The organism is Pelagibius sp., assembly GCF_965227505.1.
Taxonomy (GTDB): Bacteria; Pseudomonadota; Alphaproteobacteria; order Kiloniellales; family Kiloniellaceae; genus Pelagibius.
The window spans coordinates 5,363,081-5,383,820 of the sequence record NZ_OZ245757.1; the positions used below are offsets into that span (position 1 = coordinate 5,363,081).

Below are 20,740 nucleotides of genomic sequence, written 5' to 3' on the forward strand. Positions count from 1 at the left end.
ACGCTGGCTCCTAGACCTAGGCGGGCGGATCGACGCGATAGCCGGTCTCGGCCGCCGCCTCGGTCAGCCAGTCCCAGAACGATAGCGCGAAGCCGCGGAAGACATAAAGGTCGAAGCTGCCGTCAGAAATCCGTCGCACCAGCACGCCCACTTCGTGGATCGCCGACTGGGCGACCTCCAGGGGCGGGAAGCGCGCAGGGTCCAAGTCGATGGCGAGGCCCTTGGCCAGCACCCAGGCCGCCTTCGGCCCGGCGATGCGTATCACACTGCGAGCATGGCTAAGGTCGGTGACTGCACCCAGCGGCGCGGGGATCACCTCGGCGAGCTTGGCGGCGAGGCCCGGGTCGGTGCTTTCGATCAGGAACCGCCCGGGGCCGATAGCCATGAGCACCGTGCCCTCCCGGGCGCTGGAGCCGGTGCTGCGCTGCGGCGGGGCGCAGTGGGTGAGGGAGGCGAGGGCGTCCTCCACCTGCGCCAGACTGTCCGGCCAGGCGGCAACCTGCACCAGGCTGACGATGCGCCGCTCGCTCAGCACCACACCGGCTTCGCCCTGGCGGGCGCCCACGACCCGGGGCTCGCTGTGGCCCTGCAGGGGAGACAGCAGGTCAGACATGCATCCGGCTCCCTTCGGGATCGAAGAAGTGGGAGGAGACAACCTCCACCTCGACCCTGTGGCCTTTCAGGGGATAGCTGGCGATCAGTTCCTGGCCGATGCGCTCGCGTCCGTCCTCCAGAAGGCCGAGGGCGATGTATTTCTCCAGCGCCGGGCTGTAGGTCGAGGAGGTGACGTGGCCCAGGCTGCGCGGCGGACTGGCGCTGTCGTCGGCGGCCACCAGATGGGAACCGGAGCGCACCGGCTGGCCGTCGCGGGAGACGAAGCCGACCAGCTTCAGGCGCTTGGGATCGGTCAGGCCTTCGCGGTCCAGCATGGCGCTGCCGATGTAGTCCTTCTTGCGCGAGGTCATAGCCGCCAGGCCCAGGTCTTCCGCCGTGGTGCGGCCGTCCAGTTCCGGTCCGGCCACGTGGCCCTTTTCGATGCGCAGCGTGCCGAGAGCCTCCAGGCCATAGGCGACGATGTCGTGGTCCCGGCCGGCCGCCAGGATCCTGCGCCAGACAGCCTCGCCGGAGTGCGCGCCGCAGTAGACCTCGTAGGCCAGCTCGCCGGAGAAGCTGAGCCGCGCCACGATCACCGGAATGCCGTCCAGATGTCCCGCGCGCACGCCCATGAAGGGGAAGGCTTCGTTGGTCATGTCGATGTCGTCGACGACCGCCGCCAGGACGTCGCGGGTCTTGGGGCCGGAAACCGCCATGGCGGCCCACTGCTCGGTGACGGAGGTGACCGCCACCTTCAGCTCCGGCCAGACCGCCGCCAGCAGGAACTCGAGCTGGGCGAGCACCGGGGCGGCGTTGGCCGTGGTGGTGGTCATGAGGAAGCGATGCTCGCCGAGGCGCCAGGTGGTGCCATCGTCCCAGAGGAAACCGTCCTCGCGCAGCATCAGGCCGTAGCGCGCCTTGCCCTCCGGCAGCTTCAGGAAACCGTTGGAATAGACGCGGTTCAGGAACTCCGCCGCGTCCGGCCCCTGGACGTCGATCTTGCCGAGGGTGGAGACGTCGACGATGCCCACGCTTTCCCGCACCTGGCGGGCCTCGCGGATGTAGGCCTGCTCGACGCTTTCACCAGATTTGCGATAGACCCGCGGGCGTTGCCAGAGGCCGACCTCCATCATGTCGGCGCCCTCGGCCGCATGCCAGTCGTGCAGCGGCGTGCGCCGCAGCGGGCGAAAGTGGGCGCCGCGGGCCTGGCCCGCCAGGGCACCGAGGCTGACCGGCGTGTAGGGTGGGCGGAAGCGGGTGGTACCCACTTCCGGGATGGTCAGGCCGCGCTCGTGGGCCATCAGCGCCAGGCCCGCCATGTTGGAGGTCTTGCCCTGGTCGGTGGCCATGCCGAGGGTGGTGTAGCGCTTCAGGTGCTCGACGGAGCGGAAGCCCTCCCGGTGGGCGAGGCTGACATCCGACGCCGTGACGTCGTGCTGCAGGTCGACGAAGGCCTTGCCTCCACCCTTCGGCAGGCGGGCGTCCCAAAGCGGCAGGATGCCGTCGCAGACGAGCTGCTCTGTCACCGCCGGGATCGAGACCGGCGAAGGCGAGAAGCCGCAGGCGCGCGCCGCCTCGGCGCCGGCCCGGGCGCCGGCGGCCAGGCAGGCCGATGTCGCCATTTCGCCGTTGCAGGCGCCGGCGGCGATCCAGGGCTGGGCCGGTTCGCCGGGCAGGAAGGCGGCCAGGGTCTCATCCCAACGCGCCGGGCCGCTGGCCTGGCTGGCCAAGTGGATGGTCGGGGTCCAGCCCCCGCTGACCGCCAGGAAGTCGACGGCGAGGGTCCGGGTGGCAGGGCCGGTCACGCCCGCATCGGGGTCATAGGCGGCAACGTCGATGCCGGTCAGCCGCCGCCCGCCGAGGGCCCGCGTGACAACATGGCCGGTCAGGACCTCGGCGCCGGCCGCTTCGGCGGCGGCGCGGGCGGCTGTGCCGATCGACTGGCGCGGGTCGATGACAGCGACGACAGGAACATCGGCGGCGGCGAGGGCGGTGAGGGTTCGATAGGCGCCGTCATGGTTGGCGAAGAGCGCGACCCGGCGGCCCGGTGCGACGCCGTAGCGCTCGACATAGACCCGCGTCGCATCGGCCAGCATGATCCCCGGGCGGTCGTTGTCGGCGAAGACCAAGGGGCGTTCGATGGCGCCGGCGGCGATCACCAGCCGCTTTGCGCGGATCGTCCAGTGGCGCTGGCGCGGCGCACCCTCCGGCGGTGCGGCCAGATGATCGGCGACCCGCTCCACGGCGCCGAAGGTGTTGTCGTCGTAGGTGCCGTAGACCGTCGTGCGCGGCAGCAGGGTGACATTCGGCAGGGCGGCCAGCACTGCCAGGGCCGAGCGGCACCAGGCATTGCCGCCGACCTCTCCGACCGGAAGGCCGCTGCCGAGCAGGTTGCCGCCCATCTCCGCCTGCTCGTCGGCCAGGATGACCCTTGCGCCGCTGCCGGCGGCGGCCAGAGCCGCCATCAGGCCCGCCGGCCCGGCGCCTGCGATCAACACGTCTGCGAAGGCGTTCATGTCCTCGTAGCGGTCCGGGTCGGGCACCAGCGTTCCGGCGCCCATGCCGGCGGCCTTGCGGATGAAGTGCTCGTAAAGCATCCAGGCCTTGCGAGTCGGGCCCATGAAGGTCTTGTAGTAGAAGCCGGCGGAGAGCAGGGGCCCGGCCAGGCCGTTGACCGCCATGACGTCGAGGCCGAGGGAGGGCCAGCGGTTCTGGCTGCGCGCCTCCAGCCCTTCGAAGAGCTCCACAACAGGCGCCTTGCAGTTTGGCTCGCTGCGCGCGCCGCTGCGCAGGGTGACCAGCGCGTTGGGTTCCTCCACTCCGGCGGAGAACAGCCCGCGCGGGCGGTGGTACTTGAAGCTGCGCCCTAAGAAGTCGACGCCGTTGGCCAGCAGCGCCGAGGCGAGGCTGTCGCCGGCGAAGCCCTGGTAGCGCCTGCCGTCGAAGGTGAAGCTGAGCGGGCGGCTGCGGTCGATCAGGCCGCCGGAGGGCAGGCGGTAGCCGCTCATGCCACGTCCTGTCCTTTGTCGCGCCGACGCTCCTCCGCCCCGGCCCAGGGACCGACCACCTCTGCGCTTTCGATTGTGTGAGTTGCGGTGTTCCGGCGCACCTTCAGCCAAAGCCTGCAGCCCTGGGTATGGTGCCAATACTCCAGATGGGGGCCGCGCGGATTTTCCCGCGCGAAGACGTAGTCGCACCACTCCGTTGCCGAAGTGCTTCCCGGATCGGGCCGTTCCTTGGTGGCGTCGCCGCCGTAGGTGAACTCGCCGACGTCGCGCAGGCCGCAGTGGGGGCAAGGGATCAGCATCCTTCCGCTCCTTCGGCCCTCGTCATGGTTCGAGACGCCCCTGCGGGGCTCCTCACCATGAGGCTGGCTTTTTGGGTCTCAAGCCTCACCCTGAGGAGGCGCGAAGCGCCGTCTCGAAGGGTGGATGACGAACTGACCTTCATCGTTTAACCCTCAGTGCAGCCGCGGCTGCGGGCCGGCGCCGCGCTCGTCGATCACGCGGCCCTGGCAGAAACGCTCCAGGGTGAAGGCCGCGTTCAGCGCGTGGGCCTGGCCGTTGGCGATGGTCGAGGCAAAGCACCAGCCCGAGGCCGGGGTTGCCTTGAAGCCGCCGTAGCACCAGCCGGCGTTGATGTAGAGCCCCTCGACGGGGCCCTTGCAGATGATCGGGCTGCCGTCCATGGACATGTCCATGATGCCGCCCCAGTGCCGCACGAGGCGCAGGCGCGCCAGGTTGGGAAACATGGTGACGGCAGCGGCGGCCACCTGCTTGATGATCGGCAGGTTGCCGCGCTGGGCGTAGGAGTTGTAGCCGTCGATGTCACCGCCGAAGACCAGCCCGCCCTTGTCGGACTGGGAAATGTAAAGGTGCCCCGCGCCGTAGGTCACGACGCTGTCGATGAGGGGCTTCAGCGGCTCCGAAACGAAGGCCTGCAGCACGTGGCTTTCGATGGGCAGGCCGTTGAGCCCCGCCTTTTCAAGCACCACCGAGGAATTGCCGGCGACGGCCACCCCCACCTTGCCGGCGCGGATGGTGCCGCGGCTGGTCTCGACCCCGACGATGGCGCCGCCCTCGCGCAGGAAGCCGGTGACCTCGCAGTTCTCGATGATGTCGACGCCGCGACTGTCGGCGCCGTAGGCATAGCCCCAGGCCACCGCGTCGTGGCGCGCGGTGCCGCCGCGCGGCTGCAGCAGGCCGCCCTCGATGGGAAAGCGCGCGCTGCGGGACATGTCCAATCCGGGGGCGAACTTCGCGACCTCTTCACGGCCCAGCAGCTCGGCGTCGATGCCGTGCAGGCGCATGGCGTTGCCGCGCTGGGCGTAGCTGTCCATCTGGCCCGGCGTGTGGGCCAGGTTCAGAACGCCGCGTTGGGAGAACATGACGTTGTAGTTCAGGTCCTGGGAAAGGCCCTCCCAGAGCTTCATGGAGTGCTCGTAGAAGCGGGCGTTGGGCTCCAGCAGGTAGTTGGAGCGCACGATGGTGGTGTTGCGGCCGATGTTGCCGCTGCCGAGCCAGCCCTTTTCCAGCACCGCCACGTTGGTGATGCCGTGCTCCTTGGCCAGGTAGTAGGCCGTCGCCAGCCCGTGGCCGCCGCCGCCGACGATAACAACGTCGTAGGCCGGCTTCGGCTCCGGCGAACGCCAGACCCGCTGCCACCTGCGGTTGCCTGTCAGGGCATTGCCGAGCAGGGAAAAGATCGAATAGCGCGCCATGGCTCCAGACTAGGGCTGTTCTCCCGGACCCATTTGCACCGGCGCGACCGCCGCCGTCCAGAAAGCGCCCGCGCCATCGCGATTTCCGATGGGCCGGATCGGCTGGGGTGATGAAGGCGGATTGTGGCTGGTGATGCGGGACTTCACGGCCCTTCAAGAACAATTCTGCATTTGGCAGTCGAAACGGTTTGCTGATTGTCGATCTCTATAACGGTTAACTCATCCGCTTTGACCCATTGACTGGTCTTTGGTAGCGGCACGGAGACCAAAATCGCACCGGCTAAACTCTCAAGGCGGAGACCTTCGCTACTGAAGTCTGGGAGAAACGTGAACTGAAATCCACCATCGGTCAGGAATGCCTCAACATCGGTCCGGTGCATGCCAGTCTTCACTGATTGCGATATCAGCAAGCTTCGTTGAGAACTGCAGACCTGTTGTGGGTCCAACGAAACATTAGGTGACGACTGCATCGCCAACACTAAGAGCATTGCGAGGCTCATATTGAATTCAGCTTTGTGCGTTTGCGATCGGATCCGCGCGGTACTCACGCTTTACACGGGGCTTCAAGCCCAAAGACAGCCAATCGATCAAGGTTGGCCCGGTCAATTCGCCTTTGCTGAACCAAGGGCATTACTGACCAGGCCTGGGCGCGGACTTGGCTGTCGACGTCGATACTCTCACGGCCTATCAGCTTGGCGTCGGCGTCCGGGCATCGCTCGCAAAGGACGATCCGGAGGCGCCCATTGAGAGCGTGATCGTTTTCTGAAGAGGCTTTTACGACTGAGATGTTTTCTACGGATCTTCTATTCGTACATGCTGGCTGCAAACAATATCTCAGCGACCGTCTGCCAATCCGGTTCCTCTCGCGGTGCTGATCTCAGGTTCTTGTTTATGTTTTCCATTGATCCTACCCAAGCTTCTATGGCTTGCAGGAAGTCGTGAAGAGTGAGGTTTTCCCAGCGTTCCGGATGTTCCTCTAGGTCACATCGAAGCACCTGCATGAATTCGATGAAGTCCTGCTTTGTCTGGATCTGGGGAATCAAATCCTCAGGTTCTTTCGTCGTTGGGCTCACTTCTTCATGATCCACTCGGGGGCCGGATCGTTTTTTAAATGCCTTTGGCGATCCGAGCCGGCTATGTCACCCTAGAAACTGCGCGTCGCAGGCGCTGGTCATCCGGAGACCATTACCGCCCGGCGGCCTTTCTCAGCCGCTCCAGTACGGCGGTCCCCCTTATGTCTGCATTAAAGCTCCCCGAGTCATAGGCATCGCTTCCACCCTTGGCTTCTATGGTCGCATCGGCCCCGCGGTCGAGCAGCAGGTCGATCTCTTCCGGCCCCATGGCATAGGCTGCTGCGAGGTGCAGGGCTGTTCCGCCGTTCCCGGATCGCAGGTTCACATCGGCGCCACGGTCCAGCAGAGCAGTCATGACCGAAGTGTTGTGGTTCCGGTACGTGGCCAGATGCAGTGGAGCGTAGTCCTGCGGTCCGTAGCGAGAGTTGACGTCGGCCCCGGCATCGATCAGAGCAAGGGCGATGGAGGCATCGTTGTTGAAGGCGGCAGCCCAGTTGAGCGGCGGGCCGAATTCCCCTGCCTTGGCCGAGATGTCGGCCCCGCGTTCCATCAGAACTCGAATGACTCCTGGCTCGGTGCTTGTAACGGCAGCCGTATGCAAGGGGGTCATCTGGTCTTCGGCCAAAGCCGCTATGTTCGCACCGCGATCGATCAACAACTCCACAATTTGGGGGTTGGGGCTGAAGGCGGTCGCCTGGTGGAGAGGGGTCCGGCCTCTGTGCGCAACGGCGTGAAGATCAGCTCCTTGGTCCAGCAGGAACTCGATGAACTGAGGGTCGTTTTCGTAAGCCACAGCGTAATGCAGGGCGGAGGCTTTAAGCCAATTCTGATCGTTGACCTTTGCGCCCGCGGCCAACAGAAGCGCACCGACCTCCTGCCCACGCGCCCCATGGGTTGGCGAGTCGGAAGGATCGGCGTTCTCTATCAGCGCGAGGTCGAACGGCGGTGATTCGGCAAAAAGCCTCGGGAAGAAGCCGTCTTTTGTATAGCCAACCCAATGGAGAGGCTTTGCATAGGCGACATCGTTGGCACGCACATCGGCGCCATGCGACAAGAGCAGTCTGTAGACGTCGGGGTTTCGCTTGCGCCCGGCATGGTGCAGCGGAGTGCCGCCACGTTCTTTGTCCTTGGCATCGACGTCGGCGCCCGCCTCCAGAAGCACCCTGGCCACCTCCACGTTGTCATTGAACAGGACTGCCATATGGAGCGGCGACAGTCCCAGCCAGCTTGGCGTATCCGGATCGGCGCCCTGAGCGACCAGATAGCGGATCGCTTCGGGGTTATCGCTGAGGGCCGCGGCGTACTGCAGCACAGAGTAGCCGGCGTCGCTGCGGGCGTTGGGGTCGATGCCGCTTGCGAGTTCAACCGAGATTTCGAGCGGCCCCGCCGACTGCCAGAACATGGGCTCGCAGAGTTGCTTGCACCCGCCAACCGGCTGAGTCGCACAGGACGTGAGACTAAGGACAATGCCGAAGAAGATTCCTGGCAGGGCTACTGCGCGAACCATAACGCTCAACTCTCCAAGGTGATTTCAACCATGAGGTTAAGTTGATGATGGAGAGATTTCCAGGCCTATATCGCCTGACGTCGCAACAGGAGCGTGGCGCGTTGAGTCTCTGTTCCGCCTTGGCCGAGTGGCAGAGAGCCGCCCCTACTTCTTCATGATCCAGTCATGGGCCGGGTCGTTCTTGAAGTGCCATTGGCGCACCGGGCCGGCCATCACATTCAGGTAGTAGAGATCGTAGCCGTGGGGGGCGCCGACCGGGTGGTAGCCGCGGGGCACCATCACGCAATTGCCGTCTTCCACGGCCATGGTCTCGTCGATGGAGCGGTCGTCGGTGTAGACCCGCTGGAAGGCGAAGCCCTGGGGCGGGTTCAGGTGGTGGTAGTAGGTCTCCTCCAGGCTCGATTCCGTCGGGATGTTGTCGGTGTCGTGCTTGTGCGGCGGATAGCTCGACCAGTTGCCGTTGGGGGTGATCACCTCCACCACCAGCAGGCTGTCGGCGGGCTCGGTCTCCGGCAGGATGTTGTAGATCAGGCGCCGGTTGGTGCCGCGGCCGCGCTCCTCGAAGCCCACGTCCTCCGGCGCGATGAGGCGCACCGGATGAGTGCCGGCGCCGGGGGCCGAGCAGACGGCGAGTTCGACCTCGGTCCTGGCGGTGACGCTGTAGCGCTCGCCGTTGGGCACATAGACGGAGGAGGGGGCCTTGCCCTCGAAAACCGACATGCGCTCACCCAGATCGGCAAAGTTCTGGCCGCCGGCCTCGATGTCCGCCTTGCCAGTCACCAGCACCAGGCAGACCTCCTGATCGCCGGTCTCGCGGGCGAGGGTCTGGCCGGTCGTTAGCTTGAAGACCTTGAAGCCGACATGGCGCCAGCCGGCAGACTCCGGCGAGACGGAGAGCACCTCGCCGTCGGCATCGGGGGTTCGCGGTTTCACCAGGAGCTTGGGCATATCAGGTCTCTCGTGCTTAAAGGGGTTAGCGGTTGCCGTTACCGGAGGAACCGTCTTTCGGCGGCTCGTATTTCCACAACAGCGCCCAGATAGCGTAGGCCAGCACGGCGAAGGAGATGATCTGCCAGAGCGGCTGTTCGCCGATGGTCTCCAGCACCAGCCAGAGGAAACAGACCGCGACGATCAGCACCCGGCGATAGAGCGGCCGGAACCAGGGGTGGGTGTTGTCGAGCATCAGGCCGAGCTCTGGGCAAGGCCGGCCTCCGCCGCGAAGCGGGCGAGGTTCTTGTGGCCAAGGGCGGCGTAGACGCCCGGGTTCGCCTTGGCCGGGTCCTGCTCGGCCTCCACCACCAGCCAGCCTTCGTAGCGCGGCGCACGCAGGGCGCCGAGGACGGCGGCAAAGTCCACGCAGCCGTCGCCGGGGACGGTGAAGATGCCGGCAATTACGGCGTCGAGGAAACTCAGATCCTCGGCGTGCAGCTGGCTCAGCACCTCCGGGCGCAGGTCCTTGCAGTGCACATGGGTGATGCGCGCTGCGTAGCGGCGGGCAAGGGCCACCGGGTCGGCGCCGGCCAGAACGGCGTGCCCGGTGTCGAGCAGCAGACCGACCGCATTGCCGGCGGCTTCCATGAAGGCGTCGGTCTCCGCTTCGGTCTCCACGACGGTGCCGGCGTGGTGGTGGTAAGCCAGTTGCAGACCAGCATCGCGCACGCGCTCGGCCACCTCGCTGACACGGGCGGCGAAGGCCGTCATCTCTGCTGGCGACAAGCTGGGGCTCTGCGACAGCGGGACGTCCTGGCGGCCATGGATGGCGTTGCTGGTCTCGGCAAAAATGACCTGCTCGCAGCCCATGGCCTTGAGCAGCGCGAGATGCGGGCCCATGGCATCGAACTCCGCCGCCGCGTCCCGCTCCAGCAGGTGGCCGGAATACCAGCCGGAGACCAGGGAGAGGTCGTGGCTTTCCAGCAAGGGCGCCAGCGTGGCGGCGTCGCGGGGAAATTTGTTGCCCATCTCGATGCCCTCGAAGCCGGCGGCGCGGGCCTCGCGCAGGCAGGTCTCCAGCGGCGTCTCGCCGCCCAGGCTCTCCAGGTCGTCGTTCGACCAGGCGATGGGATTGGTGCCGAGTCTGATCGTCATGGCCTCACGCTCCGTCTCAATCCGCCAGGCGCTGCCGGGCCCTGGCCGCGGTGTAGGCCGCATGGGCTTCGCGCACCGGGCCGCGTTCCGAGACCTCAGGCACCGCCACGTCCCACCAGGTGCCGCCTGCCTCGGTGGTGATCATGGGATCGGTGTCGATGACGATGGCCCGCGGCCCCTCGATGTCCTGATGCATCTGCAGGGCCGCTTCCAATGCGTCGATGGAATCGACCTTCACCGCCTGGGCCCCCAGGCTTGCGGCATGGGCGCGGAAGTCGATCTCCGGCAGCTTCTCGTGGCGGGCATGCTGCAGCAGGTTGTTGAAGGACTCGCCACCGGTGCCCCGCTGCAGGCGGTTGATGCAGCCGAAGCCGCGGTTGTCCAGAACCACGATGGTGAGGCGCAGGCCCAGCATGGCGGCGGTGGCGATTTCCGAATTCATCATGAGATAGCTGCCGTCACCGACCATGACGATGACCTCGCGGTCCGGCCGGGCGAGCTTGACGCCGATCCCGCCGGCAATCTCGTAGCCCATACAGGAATAGCCGTACTCCAGGTGGTAGCCGCCGGGCGCGCTGCTGCGCCAGAGCTTGTGCAGTTCGCCCGGCAGGCCGCCGGCGGCGCAGACCACGATGGCGTCCGCATCGGCGCTGCGGTTCACTGCACCGATCACCTGCGCATCGCTGGGCAGGGCATCGCTGGGGAGGCGCCCATTGCCAGCACCCTCGTTGGCGCGGGCCGCCTCGGCGGCCTGGTTCCAGGCGCCAATGCGCGCGCTGACCGCGTCCAGCCAGTCGGACGGGCTGCGGTACTGGGGAAGCTGGGCGCTCAGGGTGTCGAGCCCTTCGCGGGCGTCGGCCACCAGCGGCTCGGCCTGATGCTTGGCGGCGTCGAAGGATGCGGTGTTGAGCTGGATCAGCCGGCGCGCCGGGTTCTTGAAGAGCGCGCGCGAGCCCGTCGTGAAGTCCTGCAGGCGGGTGCCGACGGCGAGGATGACGTCGGCCTCTTCGGCGCACTCGTTGGCCGCCGAGGTGCCGGTGACGCCGAGGGAGCCGAGGTTCAGCGGATGGTCCCAGGCAAGAGCACTCTTGCCCGCCTGGGTCTCGGTGACCGGGATGCCGTGGCGCTCGGCGAAGCCGCGCAGGCTGTCGCTGGCAAGACTGTAGTGCACGCCACCGCCGGCGACGATCATCGGCTTTTCGGCCTCGGCGAGGAGCGCGGCGGCGCGCGTCAGTTCCTGCTGGTCCGGCCGCGGCCGGCGGAAGTGCCGGAGCGTCTCGGCGAAGAAGCTTTCCGGATAGTCATAGGCCTCGGCCTGCACGTCCTGACAGAGCGCGAGGGTGACGGGCCCGCAGTCGGCAGGGTCGGTCAGCACCGCCATGGCGCGGGGCAGGGCGGTCAGAATCTGTTCCGGCCGGGTGATGCGGTCCCAGAAGCGCGAAACCGGGCGGAAGCAGTCGTTGGCGCTGACGGTCGCGTCCTGGAAGCTCTCGATCTGCTGCAGCACCGGATCGGGGCGCCGGTTGGCGAAGACGTCGCCGGGCAGCAGCAGCAGGGGCAGACGGTTGACGTGGGCCACGGCAGCGGCGGTCACCATGTTGGTGGCGCCCGGCCCGATGGAGGTGGTGCAGGCCATCGCCCGCCGGCGGTTGCTGGCCTTGGCATAGGCGATGGCGCTATGGGCCATGGCCTGCTCGTTGTGGGCACGGTAGGTGGGCAGATGGTCCTGGACGCCATACAGCGCCTCGCCCAGGCCGGCGACGTTGCCGTGGCCGAAGATCGCCCAGACTCCGCCGAAGAACGGCACCTCTTGGCCGTTCGTCTCGATCTTCTGGGCCGCCAGGTAGCGGACCAGCGCCTGGGCCATGGTCAAGCGGAGGGTGGACATGGGACTTGCTCTCGCTCCCTAACGTAACTCGGTCGGCGGTCGTTCTCTATGCGGTCGTTCTCTATGTAGTGATCCCCGCACCGCAGCGCCGCTGCTTTCAGGCGGCCTGCTCCTCTGCAGCCCGCTGCCAGCCGGCGACCAGGGTGGCGAAGCGCTGCGCCATGGCATCGACCGCCGCGGCGTCGTCGATCTCGCCCTTCAGCCATGCTTTTGCCGGCTCGGCGAAGATGCTGCGGCCGACGGCAAAGCCTTTCACCAGCGGGTGGCGTGCGGCAAGCAGGAAAGAACCGGTCAGCTCTTCCAGCGGCCGCTCGAGCCCCAGCAGAAGAATGCCGCGGCAATGGGGATCACGCGCTTCGACGGTTTCGCAGACGGCACGCCAGGCCGCGTCGTCGGCCAGCGGCTCCAGCTTCCACCAATCCGGCGCCACCCCCAGGTCATAGAACCGGGCGATGGCCCGGGCCAGGGTCGTCTCGTCCATCGCACCGTGACGGCTGGCGATCACCTCCAGCAGCAGTTCGTGACCGCTGCGCCGGCAGGCGTCGAACAGCCGCACAACCTGTTGCTCCTGGTCGAGACGCAGATCTTCGGGATCGTCCGGGTGGTAGAAGGCCAGACATTTCACGCAGGTGGTCAGCGGCCATTCGGTAAGGGCACCGCCCAGGTCCGGCCCCTCTTCGAAGGCCAGCGGACGGGAACCCGGCAGTTCGATCGGCCGGCCGACCCAGAGATCGCCCTCCGCTGCCGCGTGCAAGGCGTCGCGCCCCAGGCGGTCGTCGATTAGGAAGCCGAAGCCCGGTTGGCCGTTGGCCACCTGCCGGGCCGCCCGTAGGGCCAAGCTCTTGAACTCCCCGATGGCTGCGCGGTCCCGGCCGCATTCTCGCGCCAGATCCTCGAGCTGGCTGCGGTGATCGACCGCGAGGATACAGAGGCTGTCGTAGCGCTGCGGCCGGGTGGTCGCCCAGTGGACCCGGTTCAAGTCAGGATCTTGCCGCAGAGCGCGATGGTCGCTGCCGCGTTCGAAGTAGTAGCTGAGTTCGGTCCAGGACGGCACGGCAGGGGCGCAGCCGTGGCGGGAGACAGCGAAGGCGCCGCAGGCGTTGGCGAACTTGCAGCAGGTTTCCAGCGGCTCGTCGCGCAGCCAGCCGCGCAGGAAACCGCTCATAAAGGCATCGCCCGCGCCCAGCACGTTGTAGACCTCCACCGGGAAGCCCGGACCGGAGACGCCGTCATCCAGGGAGTCGGGAATCGCGCCGGGAAAGACCACGCAGCCCATGGGCCCGCGCTTGCAGACGATGGTGGCGTCGCTCAGGCGGCGCACCGCGCGGATGGCCTCCAGCGTGTCGGTGGTGCCGCCGGCGATGTGCAGCTCTTCCTCCGTGCCGACGATGAGATCGCAGAGCGGCAGGACGGTCTGCAGGTGCTTGGAGACGGCGGTATTCTCGACAAAGCGCTCCTCGCCCAGGCCATGGCCGGTGAGACCCCAGAGCACCGGCCGGTAGTCGATGTCGAGCACCACCTTGCGCCCCGCCTCCCGCGCCAGCTGCGCGGCCTTGCGCGAGGCCGCTTCGACGCCGGGGGCCGAGAAATGGGTGCCGGTGACCACCACTGCCTTGGCCGAGGCGATGTAGTCGGCGTCGATATCGTCTTCGCTGATCGCCATGTCGGCGCAGTTCTCGCGGTAGAAGATCAGCGGGAAGCTGTCCTCGTTGCGGATACCGAGAATGACCAGGGCCGTCAGCCGTTCCGGGTCCGTCTTCAGACGGCTGGTGTCCACCCCCTCGGCGATGAGGGTTTCGCGGATGAAGCGCCCCATGTGTTCGTCGCCGACGCGGCTGAGAAACCCCGCCTTCAGGCCCAGGCGCGCGGAGCCGACGGCAATGTTGGCGGGACAGCCGCCGATGTACTTGGCGAAGCTGCCCATATCCTCCAGGCGGCCGCCGACCTGCTGTCCGTAAAGGTCGACCGAGCAGCGGCCGATGGTGATGAGATCGAGGGCAGCGCCCCTATCCCCAGCGCTTCTATCGACGCTGCCCGAGCCCAAAGAATCCTCGCCCATGATGCGGCCGTCTCCCCTGGTGCTGACACGAGGTCAGGATGTATTGAGAGCCGCGCTTTGTTCCGCGCTTGGAAGAATGAAACATAACATCTATTAATGGGTCAATATGGAATTCCAGTTCTATTTTGGTCCCGGGGAAGGGGGAGGCAATGCTTCGGATCGGACTGCTCGGCGCGGGCCGCATCGGACAAATTCACGGCCGTAACATCGCAGCGCATCCGGCAGCCGAGCTGGCGGGCATCGCCGATGCCCTGCCGACGGCCGCCGAGGCTCTGGCGGCCGAGACCGGAGCTCCGGTGCTGGCGATGGAGGCTGTGCTCGAAGACCGCGGGATCGATGCCGTGGTGATCGCGGCACCGACCGACCTGCATGCCGACCTGATCGAAGCGGCGGTGCATGCCGGAAAAGCGGTGTTCTGCGAGAAGCCTGTGGACCTGGACGCCGGGCGCATTCGCGAGTGCCTGGAGGTGGTCGCGGCAACCGGCCGGCCGCTGATGGTCGGGTTCAACCGGCGTTTCGATCCCAGCTTCGCGGCTTTGAAGGCGCGGCTCGAGGCAGGAGAGGTCGGTGCGGTGGAGATAGTTACGATTCTTTCCCGCGATCCCGCACCGCCGCCGGTTCCTTACATCGAGCGCTCCGGCGGCCTCTTCCGCGACATGATGATTCATGATTTCGACATGGCGCGCTTTCTCCTGGACGAGGAACCGGTGGAGGTTTTTGCCACCGCCTCCTGTCTCGTCGATCCGGCGATCGGTGCGGCCGGCGATGTCGATACCGCGGCGGTTACCTTGAAGACGGCAGGCGGCCGGATCGTGCAGATCTCAAACTCGCGCCGGGCCACCTACGGCTACGACCAGCGTATCGAGGTGCATGGCCAGAAGGGTCTGCTGCGGGCCGGGAACAGGCATGCGACCACCGTCGAGGCGGCGACGGCGGAGGGCTACCGGCGCGATCCCGCCCTGGACTTCTTCCTCGAAAGATATCGCGAAGCCTATCAGGCCGAACTCGACGCCTTCGTGGATGGGATAGGGAACGGGCGGCCTTTGACGCCCTCGGGCGAAGACGGTTTGCGCGCGCAGGTGCTGGCCGATGCGGCCAGCGAGTCCTGGGAGACGGGGGCGCCTGTCCGGCTTCAGGCCGGGTAGGGTGCTCAACAGAAGAGACCGCGGCTCCGCTCTAGCGGCTGCGGCGCTGTTCGGCGATTGAAACGGAGAGGGCCATCGCCAGGCAGAAAGAGGCAGAGAGGGAACGGAAGGCCGCAAAATCGGCCTCGACGACTTCGAACCACACATCGGCCTGTTCGGTCAGCGGGCTGAAGGGGCTGTCGGTGATTGCCACCAGGGGCACGCCCCGCGCGGCTGTGGAGCCGGTCAGTTCGATGGTTGCGGGGGCATAGGGGGTGAAAGAGACTGAGATGAGCGCATCCTGCGCAGCGGCGAACGCGGCCTGCTCCTGGCCCAGCGTTCCGACGTTGTCGATGAGCAGGCTCTTTACCCCGAGTTTTCCCAGCGCATAGGCCATGTAGGCCGCAATGGGAAAGGCCCGGCGCTGACCCAACAGGTAAATCGTATCGGCTGCCGCCAGAAGCCTGGAAGCCTTGCCCAGGTGGTCCGCGTCGATGCTGTCGCGCAGCCGCATCAGAGACGTGACGCCGGCCTGGGCAAATCCGTCGAGCAGATCCGGCACGCCGCCCCCTCCGCGTTCCTGGTGGCTGAGGCTCTCGAGGCGCTCCTCGTAGTCCGGCCAGCGCTCCCTTAGGCGGGACCGGAAGATTTCCTGCAGGTCCGAGAAGCCCTGATAGCCGATGGTCTGGGCGAACCGCACCAGGGTCGACGGCTGCACGGCTGCCTGCTCGGCAATGCTCGCTGCCGTGCCGAAAGCCATCTCGTCCGGATGGGCAACCGCAAAGCGCGCCACCTGGGCGAGACGCTTCGGCAGGGTTGCGTGGCGCTCCATCAGCAGTGTCCGCAGGCCGGCGAAGTCGCGCGGCGGTGCCGGGAGGTCGCCCTCCGGCTCCGCGCGCGCGCCGGGCTCTCCCTTTGCCATGCTGTCGACTTTGCCCATGTCCCCGCCTTGCTCCGCAACGGCAATGCCGTCCAAAGGCCCAATGCCTGTTGCTGCATGGTGCCCTGCCTAATCCCCACAGTGAAGCAAAAGGAGAATAAAAATTCTAGAAAAATCGGATCGGTCGGTTTATTCTGCGATTAGCGACAATCTGAGCCAATCAGAGTGAACCCGGGTCCAAAGCCCGGTTTCTTGCCTAGGGAAGGCGATATGCCCCGATGGACGAAGGCCGGCGGATTTCCGTTTCGGACTGCGGGCCCAAGACATCACAGCAGTCATAGCCGCCGCCGGGCCAGGAAGGTCCCGGCCCCGGATGCCCTTTCCCTTTTGCTGTGGTTCGCCCGGGTCCGCCCGGCGGACGCGCGGTTCTGCCGGCTTGAGCCTGCCGGCCAGCGGCCGCTTCCAACAGCTGATTGCCAAGGGTCGCTGGATCAAAGCGCAGAACCTTTGCAAGGGGAGGATTGAATGAAAGCTTTGCATCGTCTTGCGGCAGCCGCCGCGTTCCTGGGCGCGGCCGGTGCGGCACAGGCACAGGACGTCAACATCATCGTGGTCAGCCACGGTCAGGCCAACGATCCTTTCTGGTCGGTGGTGAAGAACGGCGTCGACGCAGCCGCAAAGGATATGGGCGTCAACGTCGATTACCGCGCGCCGGAGACCTTCGACATGGTCGTCATGTCCCAGCTCATCGATGCAGCGGTGAATCAGGAGCCGGACGGCCTCGTCGTCTCCATCCCTGATGCGGACGCTCTTGGGCCTTCGATCGAGAAGGCTGTTGCGGCCGGCATTCCCGTGGTCTCCATGAACTCCGGCTCCGACGTTTCGAGGACGCTGGGTGCCCTCTTGCATGTCGGCCAGGAAGAGTATGACGCCGGCAAGGCGGCCGGCGAAAAGATGGCCGCCCTCGGCGGCAGCAGCGCCATCTGCATCAACCAGGAAGTCGGCAACGTGGCGTTGGATCTGCGGTGTCAGGGCTTTGCCGACGGCTTCGGCGGTGCCTCCAAGGTGCTGCCGGTCTCGCAGGATCCCTCGGAGGTGAAGGCGAAGGTCAAGGCCGCGCTGGAGTCCGACGACTCCGTCGACACGGTCATGGCGCTGGGCGCCAGCACGGCGGGCGAACCCGCCCTGGCTGCCGCCGAGGAAGCCGGCAAGGGCGACGATGTCATGATCGGCACCTTCGACCTCTCTTCCGATTTCCTGAAGGCGATCGCCGACGGAAAGGCGGCCTTCGCGATCGACCAGCAGCAGTACCTGCAGGGTTATCTGCCGGTCGTGTTTCTGGCGAACCATGCCAAATTCGGGCTGATTCCCGGCGGCAACGTGCCCTCCGGCCCCAACCTGATCACCAAGGACAAGGCGTCCCAGGTGGTCGAGCTTTCTGCTCAGGGCATTCGTTGATCTCCGGCGGTTCCGGGCGCCATCAGGCGCCCGGAACCGCCGTTCTACTCGCTCGGCAGGTAGGGAACGATGTGACCCAGCAGTTGGCGGACCGCGCGAGCGGCAAGCGCGAACCGGCGTAAGACCGGTCAAGCCTGAAAGCGGTCCCGCCAGGGAGGACGAAGATGGTTGAAAAGACGCTAGACGCTGGCGGCGAGGCTGCGGCCGAACCTCCGGAGACGGCCGCGGCGAAGGGCGACGAGCGCCTGCGCGACGTATCGACCATGACCAAGCTGATGCGGCGGCCCGAACTGGGCGCCGTTGCCGGCCTGATCCTGGTCACGGTCTTCTTCCTCTTCACCGCTAACGCCAACATGTTCACCCTCGCGGGCATCATGAATTTCATGGCGCCCGCCGCGCAGCTGGGCATCCTGGCGATCGGTGCCGCGCTGCTGATGGTCGGCGGCGAATTCGACCTCTCGGTCGGCTCCATGGTCGCCTTCGCGGGCCTGATCTTCGGGGCCTGTCTGGTGGTCCTGGGCCTGCCGCTGCCGCTTGCCATTCTGGTCACCTTTGTCCTCGCGGCGGCTATGGGGGCGCTGAACGGGCAGATCGTGCTGCGCACGGGACTGCCGTCCTTCATCGTCACTCTGGCCTTCCTGTTCATTCTGCGCGGCATGACGCTGGTGGGCCTGAAGCTCGCCACCGGCGGCTCGACTCAGCTGCGTGGAGTCAAGGACGCCGTCGAGGGCTCCTGGTTTGCCCAGCTCTTTTCCGGCGATGCCTTTGAGGGGCTGTTCGCGTGGTTCGCGTCCATGGGCTGGATCGACACCTTCAAGAACGGGCTGCCCAAGGTTCAGGGCGTTCCTGTCGAGGTGATCTGGTTCGTCCTCTTCGCTGCGATCGCCACCTGGGTTCTGGTGCGCACCCGCTTCGGCAACTGGATCTTCGCCTCCGGCGGCGATGCCAATGCGGCCCGCAACTCCGGCGTCGCGGTGAACCGGGTCAAGACGATCCTCTTCATGCTGACGGCCTGCTGCGCGGCGCTGGTGGCCATCCTCACCGTGCTCGATGCCGGCTCCACAGACGCGCGCCGCGGCTTCCAGAAGGAGTTCGAGGCGATCATCGCGGCAGTGATCGGCGGCTGCCTGCTGACCGGCGGCTACGGTTCGGCCATCGGTGCGGCCATCGGCGCGGTCATCTTCGGGATGGTGCTGATCGGCCTAACCTACACCACCATCGACCAGGACTGGTACCTGGTCTTCCTGGGCGGCATGCTGCTGACCGCGGTGCTGTTCAATAACTATATCCGCAAGCGCGCCACGGGGGAGCGGTGAGATGACCGATTTAAGCTCCAACGGCACGAGCCCTAATGGCACCGACGTTCTCATTGACGTCCGCAACGTGGTGAAGCATTTCGGATCGGTGATCGCCCTTGCCGGCGTTTCCATGACCGTCAGGCGCGGACAGGTGCTCTGCCTGCTGGGCGACAACGGGGCCGGCAAGTCGACTCTGATCAAGACCCTGGCCGGCGTGCACAAGCCCACCGACGGCGAGTTTCTGGTGGAGGGTGAGCACGTCGACTTCGATTCGCCGCGCGACGCCCTGGATGCCGGTATTGCCACGGTCTATCAGGATCTGGCGATGATCCCGCTGATGTCGGTGACCCGCAATTTCTTCATGGGCCGGGAGCCGGTGAAGAAGCTCGGGCCGATCCGTTTCATCAATTTCGACGAGGCCGACCGGGTGACCCGGGAGGAGATGCACCGCATCGGCATCGATGTGCGCGATCCGCAGCAGGCGGTGGGGACGCTTTCGGGCGGTGAGCGGCAATGCGTCGCCATCGCCCGGGCGGTCTACTTCGGCGCCAAGGTGCTGATCCTGGACGAGCCGACCTCGGCGCTTGGAGTCGCGCAGACCTCCATGGTGCTCAAATACGTTGACCAGGTGCGCTCCAAGGGGCTGGGCGTGATCTTCATCACCCACAACGTGCGTCACGCCATGGCGGTCGGCGACCGCTTCACCGTGCTCAACCGCGGCAAGACTCTGGGGAACTTCGCCAAGGACGAGATCACCATGGACGAGCTGCAGAACCTCATGGCCGGCGGCAAGGAACTGCAGCAGCTTTCCGCTTCCCTGGGCGGCACGGTCTGACGTAGAACGCAAGGCACTCTGAACAGGCTGCCCCGGCGGGTCCGGGCGTAGGGAGAGGATCACACGCTTGGACTCAGTTGGGGTCGGTCTCATCGGCACGGGCTTCATGGGCAAGTGCCATGCCATCGCCTATACCGCCGTGGCGACGGTCTTCGGGCTGCCGCGGCCGCGCCTGGAACTGCTCTGCGATGTGGACGAGGCGCTGGCGGCCGAAAAGGCGGCTGCCTTCGGTTTTGCCCGCGCGACCGCTGACTGGCGCGCCCTGGTCAGCGACCCGGCGGTGGACGTGGTCTCGATCACCACGCCCAATGCGCTGCATCCCGCGGTGGCCATCGAGGCGGCACGCAACGGCAAGCATGTCTACTGCGAGAAGCCGCTGGCCCTGACCCTGACGGAGGCCGAGGCCATGGCCGCGGCAGTGCGCGAGGCCGGGGTCAAATCGCTGGTCGGCTACAACTACACAAAGAACCCCGCGGTTGCCCATGCCCGGCGTCTGATTGAGGAGGGGGCGATCGGCCGCCTCGTCCATTTCCGCGGTGTCTTCGACGAAGATTACCTGGCCGATCCGGAACTGCCGCACAGCTGGCGCATGGAACGGGCCAAAGCCGGCTCCGGAACCCTGGGGGACCTCGCCAGCCATCTCATCAATATGGCGCAGTTTCTCTGCGGTCCCATCGAGGCCGTGATGGCGGAGGTCACGACAATGCATGCCGAGCGGCCGCTGGCCGAAGGCCCGGCTGGGGCGACGGGAAAGGTGGAGAACGACGATACAGTCTCGGCGCTGCTGCGCTTTCGGGACGGCTTCTCCGGCAGCCTCACCTCCAGCCGCATCGCCTGGGGCCGCAAGTCGCGCTTTGCCTGGGAGCTGCACGGCAGCGCCGGCATGATCGCTTTCGACCAGGAGCGCATGAACGAACTGCAGCTCTATCAGGCCCGGGGCCCAAAGGCCGAGCAGGGGTTCAAGACCGTCCTCAGCGGCCCGGCCCATCCGCCCTACGGTCTTTTCGTTCCGGCGCCGGGCCACAGCCTCGGCTTCAACGACATGAAGACCGTCGAGGTGGCCCACCTGCTGCGCGGACTTGCGGGGGAGGAGACGCTCTATCCGGACTTCGAGGACGCGCTGGCGACAGAGCGGGTCATGCATGCCGTGCTGCGCTCGGCTGAGGAGGCCCGCTGGGTCGCTCTGGATTAGAGGAATCCTCTCCGTTATAATGGAGGG

At 66.4% G+C, this 20,740-nt stretch carries 18 protein-coding genes; 5 read left to right on the forward strand and 13 right to left on the reverse strand.

Annotated elements, in window-relative coordinates:
• Positions 1–16: 16 nt before the first annotated feature.
• From ACO06P_RS24900 to ACO06P_RS24955, 12 genes are all read right to left on the reverse strand, one after another.
• Complete coding sequence (locus tag ACO06P_RS24900; RefSeq protein ID WP_420347916.1) at positions 17–613, reverse strand: sarcosine oxidase subunit gamma; 597 nt, start codon at positions 611–613, stop codon at positions 17–19.
• Positions 606–3,602: a sarcosine oxidase subunit alpha family protein gene (locus ACO06P_RS24905; RefSeq protein ID WP_420347917.1), complete on the reverse strand. Its 2,997-nt coding sequence runs from the start codon at positions 3,600–3,602 to the stop codon at positions 606–608. Before ACO06P_RS24905 ends, ACO06P_RS24900 begins: the two co-directional genes overlap by 8 nt.
• Positions 3,599–3,901 (reverse strand): sarcosine oxidase subunit delta, encoded by a 303-nt coding sequence (locus tag ACO06P_RS24910; protein WP_420347918.1) that lies wholly within the window; start codon positions 3,899–3,901, stop codon positions 3,599–3,601. Before ACO06P_RS24910 ends, ACO06P_RS24905 begins: the two co-directional genes overlap by 4 nt.
• A 153-nt stretch (positions 3,902–4,054) precedes the next feature.
• On the reverse strand, positions 4,055–5,314 hold the full coding sequence (locus ACO06P_RS24915; protein ID WP_420347919.1) for a sarcosine oxidase subunit beta family protein: 1,260 nt from the start codon (positions 5,312–5,314) through the stop codon (positions 4,055–4,057).
• Between the two features lie 143 nt (positions 5,315–5,457).
• Entirely contained in the window at positions 5,458–5,694 is a 237-nt protein-coding gene (locus ACO06P_RS24920; RefSeq protein ID WP_420347920.1) for a hypothetical protein, read from the reverse strand.
• A gap of 423 nt (positions 5,695–6,117) precedes the next feature.
• The gene (locus ACO06P_RS24925) at positions 6,118–6,402 is read right to left on the reverse strand and encodes a DUF7660 family protein (protein WP_420347921.1); all 285 of its coding nucleotides are present in this window, start codon (positions 6,400–6,402) and stop codon (positions 6,118–6,120) included.
• A 97-nt stretch (positions 6,403–6,499) separates the two neighbouring features.
• Complete coding sequence (locus tag ACO06P_RS24930; RefSeq protein ID WP_420347922.1) at positions 6,500–7,789, reverse strand: ankyrin repeat domain-containing protein; 1,290 nt, start codon at positions 7,787–7,789, stop codon at positions 6,500–6,502.
• Between the two features lie 249 nt (positions 7,790–8,038).
• Positions 8,039–8,842 carry a 5-deoxy-glucuronate isomerase gene (gene iolB, locus ACO06P_RS24935; RefSeq protein ID WP_420347923.1) on the reverse strand — a complete coding sequence of 268 codons (804 nt, stop codon included), beginning with the start codon at positions 8,840–8,842 and terminating at the stop codon, positions 8,039–8,041.
• Between the two features lie 25 nt (positions 8,843–8,867).
• Positions 8,868–9,077: a hypothetical protein gene (locus ACO06P_RS24940; protein WP_420347924.1), complete on the reverse strand. Its 210-nt coding sequence runs from the start codon at positions 9,075–9,077 to the stop codon at positions 8,868–8,870.
• The gene (iolE, locus tag ACO06P_RS24945) at positions 9,077–9,979 is read right to left on the reverse strand and encodes a myo-inosose-2 dehydratase (protein WP_420347925.1); all 903 of its coding nucleotides are present in this window, start codon (positions 9,977–9,979) and stop codon (positions 9,077–9,079) included. The genes ACO06P_RS24940 and iolE overlap by 1 nt, the downstream gene beginning before the upstream one ends.
• A gap of 16 nt (positions 9,980–9,995) precedes the next feature.
• Entirely contained in the window at positions 9,996–11,867 is a 1,872-nt protein-coding gene (iolD, locus tag ACO06P_RS24950; protein ID WP_420347926.1) for a 3D-(3,5/4)-trihydroxycyclohexane-1,2-dione acylhydrolase (decyclizing), read from the reverse strand.
• Positions 11,868–11,964: 97 nt separating this feature from the next.
• On the reverse strand, positions 11,965–13,926 hold the full coding sequence (locus tag ACO06P_RS24955) for a bifunctional 5-dehydro-2-deoxygluconokinase/5-dehydro-2-deoxyphosphogluconate aldolase (protein WP_420347927.1): 1,962 nt from the start codon (positions 13,924–13,926) through the stop codon (positions 11,965–11,967).
• Positions 13,927–14,075: 149 nt separating this feature from the next.
• Here ACO06P_RS24955 and iolG point away from each other — a divergent pair, with 149 nt between their 5' ends.
• Positions 14,076–15,071, forward strand: a complete 996-nt coding sequence (iolG, locus tag ACO06P_RS24960; RefSeq protein WP_420347928.1) for an inositol 2-dehydrogenase — start codon at positions 14,076–14,078, stop codon at positions 15,069–15,071.
• A gap of 31 nt (positions 15,072–15,102) precedes the next feature.
• Here iolG and ACO06P_RS24965 read toward each other — a convergent pair whose 3' ends face one another.
• Positions 15,103–15,990: a MurR/RpiR family transcriptional regulator gene (locus ACO06P_RS24965; RefSeq protein WP_420347929.1), complete on the reverse strand. Its 888-nt coding sequence runs from the start codon at positions 15,988–15,990 to the stop codon at positions 15,103–15,105.
• Between the two features lie 465 nt (positions 15,991–16,455).
• Here ACO06P_RS24965 and ACO06P_RS24970 point away from each other — a divergent pair, with 465 nt between their 5' ends.
• The 4 genes from ACO06P_RS24970 to ACO06P_RS24985 all read left to right on the forward strand — a co-directional run bounded on the left by ACO06P_RS24970 (position 16,456) and on the right by ACO06P_RS24985 (position 20,713).
• Positions 16,456–17,388: a sugar ABC transporter substrate-binding protein gene (locus ACO06P_RS24970; protein ID WP_420347930.1), complete on the forward strand. Its 933-nt coding sequence runs from the start codon at positions 16,456–16,458 to the stop codon at positions 17,386–17,388.
• Positions 17,389–17,552: 164 nt separating this feature from the next.
• A complete protein-coding gene (locus ACO06P_RS24975; protein WP_420347931.1) occupies positions 17,553–18,704 on the forward strand; it encodes an ABC transporter permease in 1,152 nt (383 codons plus the stop codon).
• A 1-nt stretch (position 18,705) separates the two neighbouring features.
• Positions 18,706–19,521, forward strand: coding sequence for an ATP-binding cassette domain-containing protein (locus ACO06P_RS24980; protein WP_420347932.1), 816 nt, complete (start codon positions 18,706–18,708; stop codon positions 19,519–19,521).
• Between the two features lie 67 nt (positions 19,522–19,588).
• Entirely contained in the window at positions 19,589–20,713 is a 1,125-nt protein-coding gene (locus ACO06P_RS24985) for a Gfo/Idh/MocA family protein (protein WP_420347933.1), read from the forward strand.
• Positions 20,714–20,740 lie beyond the last annotated feature (27 nt).

Coding starts and splice junctions, on each gene's coding strand:
- ACO06P_RS24905 (WP_420347917.1), bottom strand. CDS start 3,602: ATGAGCGGCTACCGCCTGCCCTCCGGCGGCCTGATCGACCGCAGCCGC.
- ACO06P_RS24940 (WP_420347924.1), bottom strand. CDS start 9,077: ATGCTCGACAACACCCACCCCTGGTTCCGGCCGCTCTATCGCCGGGTG.
- ACO06P_RS24975 (WP_420347931.1), top strand. CDS start 17,553: ATGGTTGAAAAGACGCTAGACGCTGGCGGCGAGGCTGCGGCCGAACCT.
- ACO06P_RS24955 (WP_420347927.1), bottom strand. CDS start 13,926: ATGGGCGAGGATTCTTTGGGCTCGGGCAGCGTCGATAGAAGCGCTGGG.
- iolB (WP_420347923.1), bottom strand. CDS start 8,842: ATGCCCAAGCTCCTGGTGAAACCGCGAACCCCCGATGCCGACGGCGAG.
- ACO06P_RS24900 (WP_420347916.1), bottom strand. CDS start 613: ATGTCTGACCTGCTGTCTCCCCTGCAGGGCCACAGCGAGCCCCGGGTC.
- iolE (WP_420347925.1), bottom strand. CDS start 9,979: ATGACGATCAGACTCGGCACCAATCCCATCGCCTGGTCGAACGACGAC.
- iolD (WP_420347926.1), bottom strand. CDS start 11,867: ATGTCCACCCTCCGCTTGACCATGGCCCAGGCGCTGGTCCGCTACCTG.
- ACO06P_RS24970 (WP_420347930.1), top strand. CDS start 16,456: ATGAAAGCTTTGCATCGTCTTGCGGCAGCCGCCGCGTTCCTGGGCGCG.
- ACO06P_RS24915 (WP_420347919.1), bottom strand. CDS start 5,314: ATGGCGCGCTATTCGATCTTTTCCCTGCTCGGCAATGCCCTGACAGGC.
- ACO06P_RS24910 (WP_420347918.1), bottom strand. CDS start 3,901: ATGCTGATCCCTTGCCCCCACTGCGGCCTGCGCGACGTCGGCGAGTTC.
- ACO06P_RS24930 (WP_420347922.1), bottom strand. CDS start 7,789: ATGTTCTGGCAGTCGGCGGGGCCGCTCGAAATCTCGGTTGAACTCGCA.
- iolG (WP_420347928.1), top strand. CDS start 14,076: ATGCTTCGGATCGGACTGCTCGGCGCGGGCCGCATCGGACAAATTCAC.
- ACO06P_RS24920 (WP_420347920.1), bottom strand. CDS start 5,694: ATGCACCGGACCGATGTTGAGGCATTCCTGACCGATGGTGGATTTCAG.
- ACO06P_RS24980 (WP_420347932.1), top strand. CDS start 18,706: ATGACCGATTTAAGCTCCAACGGCACGAGCCCTAATGGCACCGACGTT.
- ACO06P_RS24965 (WP_420347929.1), bottom strand. CDS start 15,990: ATGGGCAAAGTCGACAGCATGGCAAAGGGAGAGCCCGGCGCGCGCGCG.